Origin of the sequence: Rheinheimera muenzenbergensis (genome assembly GCF_036984005.1) — a bacterium.
GTDB lineage: Bacteria > Pseudomonadota > Gammaproteobacteria > Enterobacterales > Alteromonadaceae > Alishewanella > Alishewanella muenzenbergensis.
On record NZ_JALAAR010000016.1, the window covers coordinates 104,077 to 110,468 of the forward strand.

The 6,392-nt window shown below is 50.7% G+C and carries 5 protein-coding genes; 4 read left to right on the top strand and 1 reads right to left on the bottom strand.

What is annotated here, in order from left to right:
* Nucleotides 1-271: 271 nt before the first annotated feature.
* Genes MN202_RS16705 through MN202_RS16715 form a run of 3 tightly spaced genes read left to right on the top strand, consistent with a single transcriptional unit; the run spans nt 272 to nt 4,740 of the window.
* Entirely contained in the window at nt 272-2,251 is a 1,980-nt protein-coding gene (locus tag MN202_RS16705) for a pectate lyase family protein (protein ID WP_335737278.1), read from the top strand.
* On the top strand, nt 2,252-3,997 hold the full coding sequence (locus tag MN202_RS16710) for an amidohydrolase (protein WP_335737279.1): 1,746 nt from the start codon (nt 2,252-2,254) through the stop codon (nt 3,995-3,997). It abuts the gene before it with no gap.
* Nucleotides 3,994-4,740: a TrmH family RNA methyltransferase gene (locus tag MN202_RS16715; protein WP_335737280.1), complete on the top strand. Its 747-nt coding sequence runs from the start codon at nt 3,994-3,996 to the stop codon at nt 4,738-4,740. The genes MN202_RS16710 and MN202_RS16715 overlap by 4 nt, the downstream gene beginning before the upstream one ends.
* Nucleotides 4,741-4,801: 61 nt before the next feature.
* On the opposite strand, the gene MN202_RS16720 is transcribed toward MN202_RS16715, so the two are convergent.
* On the bottom strand, nt 4,802-5,575 hold the full coding sequence (locus MN202_RS16720) for a hypothetical protein (protein WP_335737281.1): 774 nt from the start codon (nt 5,573-5,575) through the stop codon (nt 4,802-4,804).
* 143 nt (nt 5,576-5,718) lie between these two features.
* Between MN202_RS16720 and MN202_RS16725 the strand changes: the two genes are divergently transcribed.
* Nucleotides 5,719-5,868, top strand: coding sequence for a TrmH family RNA methyltransferase (locus tag MN202_RS16725; RefSeq protein WP_335737282.1), 150 nt, complete (start codon nt 5,719-5,721; stop codon nt 5,866-5,868).
* Nucleotides 5,869-6,392 lie beyond the last annotated feature (524 nt).

Sequence of the window (6,392 nt, forward strand, 5' to 3'; positions counted from 1 at the left end):
CCCCGAAGCGGGCTTTTGGTTCAAATACGAACATTCTGCTGAAAAACCGGCTGATTTTAACCATACAACTTGCTGCACTGTAGCGCTGTCAGCCATAACTAGGCTGGCAGCAAGCAAACTTTGCCGCAGTGCGCAGAAAAAATGCCACCGGTAGACAAACCATAATATCCCGCTGCGTTATAAAAATAACTATTTAAAATCAACAGGGTGTCTTGTCTGGTTAAGTTATGCAATACCACCGGCAGCACCCCTAGCAAAGGGTAGCTAAAGCATGTTTAATAAAACTCTTCTGGCAGTGTTACTGGGCAGCAGCGTGTTGCTTGGTTGCAACAGCAACAATGACGAGCCGTTACCAGTACCGGACACCGGCACTGAAACCCCGGCACCACAACCCGATACCAGCGTAATAAACCTGACCGATTTAGACACCGTGTACGGCTATGCCAGTGAAAACGGCGGTACCAGCGGCGGCAGTGGTGACAACAAAGTTGAAGTGACGGTCTGCACCGGCGAAGAGATGATCAGTGCCATTAAAAATAAAGACCCGCAGCGGCCGCTGACTATCTGGGTTAATGGCAGTATTAACCTGCAAAATGCCAAAGATACCCGTATTGATATTAAAGATGTGTCAGACATTTCTATTATTGGCCTGGGCACCCAGGGTGAAATGGCCGGTATTGGCTTTAACATAGTGCGGGCCGAAAACATTATTATCCGTAACCTGCGTATTCACCATGTGCGGGCAAACCAGGGCGCACCGGGCGATGGTATCAGTATCGAAGGGCCGGTGCGTAATATCTGGATCGATCACAACGAGATTTACAACAGCCTGACCGTTGACGACCCGACGCTGACCGAAGATCAGGTAAAAGACTATTACGACGGTCTGGTTGATGCCAAAGGTGACGCCCAGTTTATTACTATCTCGTTTAATAAATTCCACCACAGCTGGAAAACCTCGCTGGTGGGCTCATCCGACAGCGATAACTTTGACCGCACGCTAACCTACCACCATAACCACTGGTATAACGTTAATTCACGGCTGCCGTTATTCCGCTTTGGCAAAGGCCATATCTACAATAACTTTTACGACGGCGCGTTGGAAAGCGGTATTAACAGCCGCATGGGTGCGGTGATCCGCATCGAGCATAACCATTTTGCTGATATGAAAAACCCGGTGATGTCGCTATACAGCCAGGAAGTCGGCTTCTGGCAGCTGATAGACAATATTTTTGACAACATCAGCTGGCAGGACAGCCCGGCCGATGGCGTCGTCGCCGGTGAAAACGCCCAGTCTACCGGCGAGCTGAGCGTACCTTATGACTACAGCGCCAGCCTGCTGCCGGTGCACAATGTTAAAGCCACCGTGCTGGCTTATGCCGGTGTCGGCGTTATCGATACCCCGCCCAGCCCGGGGTTGTGCGCTGCACCGCAACCGGCCGAGCCAGAACCGGTAGAGCCTGAGCCAGTGCCGGTCGATCCGGTCGAGCCGCCCACTAATGTAAACTGGGGCAGCTATGACGCCAGCCTGCAACCCTTTGCGGCCAATGCGGTAACCCTGCCCGATGGCAGCCAAACCGCCTTTGCCGCACAACAAAGTGGCGGCGTTGATGAACCCAATCTGTTTAGCGCCAACGGTGATGGCACGGTAACGTTTGACAGCACCGCCAGCGGAGCCGATCGCAGCCGGGCCAAACTGGATAATGTAGTAGCCGCCGATGGCGTGTATCCGAAATCCTTTACCCTGCTAATGGGTATTAAAGGTAATGCCGGCGGCAACCGGGTGCTGGAAACTGAAATTGCACTGGGCGACAGCGCCGCCACTTCTGCCACCAGCCGGCTTAAAATTGTGTTTCGCAATGACGGTAATAATGCCGGCGTACAGCTGGAAAATGCCAACAATGGCTCGTCCATTACCGCCGGCAAAGGCAACGAGCCCGATCCGCTGGATATGAGCCAGTTCAGGGTGTACCACTTTACTCTGGTGTTAACGTCGCCCACCACAGGTAACGTGGCGCTGTACGTTGCCGGCAACAATACCCCGCTGCTGCAACTGGACGGCGTTACTATGCGCCCGGCCAGCAACAATACCGACAATTACCTGCAAATCGGTGATGCCGGCAGCAGCAGTTATCTGGCCGATATTGACTGGCTGCTATGGACCGATGCGGCAGCCTACACGCCCGACATGCTAAAAGGCTTGTTACCGGCCGGTATTGGCGATATCAGCGGCTATGAAGCCCAGCCTTAAGTGGCTAAACACCCCGCCGGATTCCGCCGGCGGGGTTTTATTGCTATAGTTGGCGGCAAAACCAAACCGGGACAATACCTTATGTTGCGCTTTGCCAGCTTAGTTTGTGCGTTATTCACCAGCAGCCTTTTTACCAACAGTGTTAGCGCCGCCCCTGTTGTGCTGTCAGACATCAAAGGCTACGGCTTTGATAACCAGCGTCAATTACAGCCATTCAGTGTACTGGTATTTGACGATGCCAGCGGCAAAGTACTGGCGCGTGGCGATGCCGCGCTGTTAACGCAGTATCCGCAAGCCACTAAGCTTAGCGGCAGGGGTAAAACGGTGCTGCCGGGCTTAATTGACGGCCATGGCCACATATTGGGGCTGGGGCAGTATTTAGCGGTAGCCGAGCTGCGCGGCAGTGACAGCGAGCAGGATGCGGTAAGCCGGGTAGCACAGTTTGCCAAGGCCAATAAAGACGCGCCCTGGATTATCGGCCGCGGCTGGAACCAGGTATTGTGGCCGGATAAACAATTTCCAACCACCGCCTTACTCGATGAAGCCATCAGCGACAAACCGGTATACCTGAAACGTATCGATGCCCACGCCGGCTGGGCGAACAGCAAAGCGTTGGCACTGGCTGGTATCACCCGCGAGACGATAGATCCGGCCGGCGGCGAAATTATCCGCGACAGCCAGGGCAACCCGACCGGGGTGCTGATAGACAATGCCATGACGTTGGTAGAGCAACATATCCCCGAACCGGACGAAAACGACACGCTGCGCGCGCTTAACGTCGCCTTTGCCCACTTGTTGGCGCTGGGCATTACCAGCGTGCATGATGCCGGCGTCGACACCAGCACCGTTAAGCTGTTTCAGCAGCTGGCGGCCGCGCAAAAACTGCCGCTGCGTATTTACCCTATGCTATCGGCGCGTGACCCGCAGCTGCCACAGTGGCTGGCAGCAGGTATTATTGACGACCCGACAGATTATCTCGATATCCGCTCGGTTAAAATTTACGGCGACGGTGCCCTGGGTAGCCGTGGCGCAGCCCTTATCGAGCCCTACAGCGATCAGCCCGCGCAAAAAGGCCTGCTGGTTACCCAGCCGGATCAGTTAACGCAAATTATGCAGCTAACCATTGATGCCGGCTTTCAAACCAATGTGCATGCCATCGGCGATTTAGCCAACCGCTTAGTGCTGGACCGCTTTGAGCAATTGGTACCGGCAGCTAAACGCGCATCAAGCCGGCACAGAATTGAACATGCGCAAATTGTGTCGCCAAAAGACATACCGCGCTTTGCCAAACTGCAGGTGTTACCGGCGATGCAGGCGGTGCATGCCACTTCAGATAAAAATATGGCCGGCGATCGCTTAGGCGTGGCGCGGCTGCGTGGTGCCTATGCCTGGCGCAGCTTTGTCGATCAGGGCAGCATTATTGTCGGCGGCTCCGACTTTCCGGTCGAGCTGGCCAATGCCTTTCACGGCATTCACGCTTCTGTTACCCGGCAAGATCATAACAATCAACCAGAAGGCGGCTGGCTACCCGAGCAAAAGCTCAGCTTAACTGAAGCGCTACGTTCTTTTACCGTTGATGCCGCTTACGGTGCCTTTCAGGAAACCAGCATGGGCACGCTGGCACCCGGCAGCTGGGCCGACTTTATTCTGGTCGATCGCGATATTTATCAGATCCCGGCCGAGCAGTTGTGGCAGGTAGAAGTAGAACAAACCTACGTTAACGGTAAGCAGGTATTCGCTAAATGATCAGCCAAAAGTGGAGTAAGCTAATCCGCTCGTTGCAGCAAAAGAAATACCGTAAAGCCGAACAGCTGTTTTTTGTTGAAGGCGAAAAAGCCGTATTAGAACTACTGGCCTCTACCTGGCAGGTTGACGCTGTGTTCGCGACAGAAAAGTTCTTGCAGCAGTATCCGCAGCAGGTAAAAGCCGCAACACTGGTGCAACCATGCAGCAGTGATGAGCTGGTAAAGGTAGGTACTTTTGCCAGTAACGACGCCGCACTGGCGGTAGTAAAAATGCCGGCGCACAGCGATTTTGTGCCGCATAGCCACGGCTTTGTGCTGGTGCTGGATCAAATTAACGACCCGGGTAATTTAGGCACCATTATCCGCATTGCCGACTGGTACGGCATTAAGCATATTGTCTGCTCGGCGGACACCGCCGATTGCTACAACCCCAAGGTTATCGCCGCCGCTAAAGGCTCGTTTTTACGGGTGCAGCTGCATTACCAGGCCCTGCAGCCGCTACTGGCACAAAGCAAATTGCCGGTGTACGGTGCTTATCTCGGTGGCGAGTCGGTGCATCAGTTACAACTGACAGCAGATGGCGGCTTTATCGTGCTGGGCAACGAAGCCAATGGTATCAGCGCAGAGTTAGAGCAGGTTATCAGCCGCAAGATTACCATTCCGGCCTTTGGCGAAGCAGAGTCACTGAATGTCGGTATAGCGGCAGCAGTGATTTGCGATAATTTGCTAAGGCTTAGTCAGTAGTAATAGCGGTATAAACACTAGTGTTGGTAGTTACTGACCCTGAGGTCCTCTAACTTATAAATCATGCATTTTGTTTGAGAAATGCCGGAAGTTGGTTCAAAAGCATCGATGATGATACATCTTGAAACAATGAGGTTCTTAGATATGGGTTTGACAAAAATAGCAGGCCTTTATGTAACTGCTCAAAAAGAGATTTTACGTAATCAGAATCAGTTCTAGGTGATAAATTTTTTACATCTGAAGCTTCTGCATCATCGGTTTCCATATTCTTCGAGTTTTCTTTTAGTTCATGTACTGCCCAGGTTGTACCGGAGTTGATTTTAGCCTCTATGTATCTGGCTCTCCCCAAGCTAAAAGCGGCAATACGCACATCGTCTAAACTGGTATTATTGTCTAATGCAAACTGATAAGCGTCAGCTAGCTTCTTTTTATCATCACTGTTAAGGAATGCGTAGACTGAGCCACTATTTGCGTTTACATCTCCCGGTGGTATGTCGACGATATTCATATCTACTGTGATATCATCTATCACTCTTTTAATTTCATCAGGTGTGTATTTATATTCTGATTGTTTGGCTATTTCGTTGACTGATTCAGCAAGTAATTCAACTCTTTTTTTTGTGCCAATATAGACTGGGGAAGGGGTTTGTTTCGCTGCACTTAGCGAGAGTTTATACAAAGAGTTTAAACTTTGCCCTTTCTGACTAAGTCCAATGTCAGAATGAGAAGTGTTGGCCTCTGGAGCCCTACTGCTGTTTGCAGGTGCTACGCCTACTTGCTCTTTAGCGTTTGCTTTTCCAGTATCAAAGTTCAGTTTCTCAGTATTGACTATCATCCCTTGCCCTCGTTTGGTATTAGTAGCCGTAAGTTACTTTTATGGTATTTAGTACATTGTTATCCCAGTGAGCAAAATATGTGCCACCTGTTAATGTGTACCGTAACACCATAGTACCTCTGGCATCGAATCCATTAAAATGATTGGGTAACGAAGCCAATGGCATCAGCGCAGAGTTAGAACAAGTCATCAGCCGCAAGATTACCATTCCGGCCTTTGGTGAGGCAAAGTCACTCAATGTGGGTATCGCGGCGGCAGTGATTTGCGATAATTTGCTACGGCTTAGTCAGTAGTGCTAGCCGCGTAAACACTAGTGGTAGTTGCGGTTAACAGCCTAAAACACCGACGCAGCTTTGCTGCGTCCCAGTGCTTTGTGTTAGAGCTTACCCTCAACGATTTGACCGCTACAAAGTTTTTCGGCCACTCTTTTCATTAGAGTGGCTCGCTGATCCAAAAATTCTTCGTAGTTATTATCCATTAACTCCGAGACAGGTATTAAGTGTGATTCTAAACGCCTTTCAACTTCAGGTTTACCAAGAGAAGAAGCCTCCATTCTCTCAGAGACGTAATCAGATGGCGTCTTTGCTGAAATATTTCTGTTTGTTCGCCATGAAATTAACGCGCAATTTAGGGCTTTATTAATCTGATAGTCTTTGCAGCCTTTTTCTTTCAGCCAAGCCTGAGGAAACACATGATGATACTCTCTCGCCAGAAGGTTTTCGTAAGAAGCTGGAGCACCATGGTAATACACCCATTTTTAATTGACGCTGAAAGTAGAAGGTTGCGTTATTAAAGCCTGTTTGTATTTCGGTGGTAT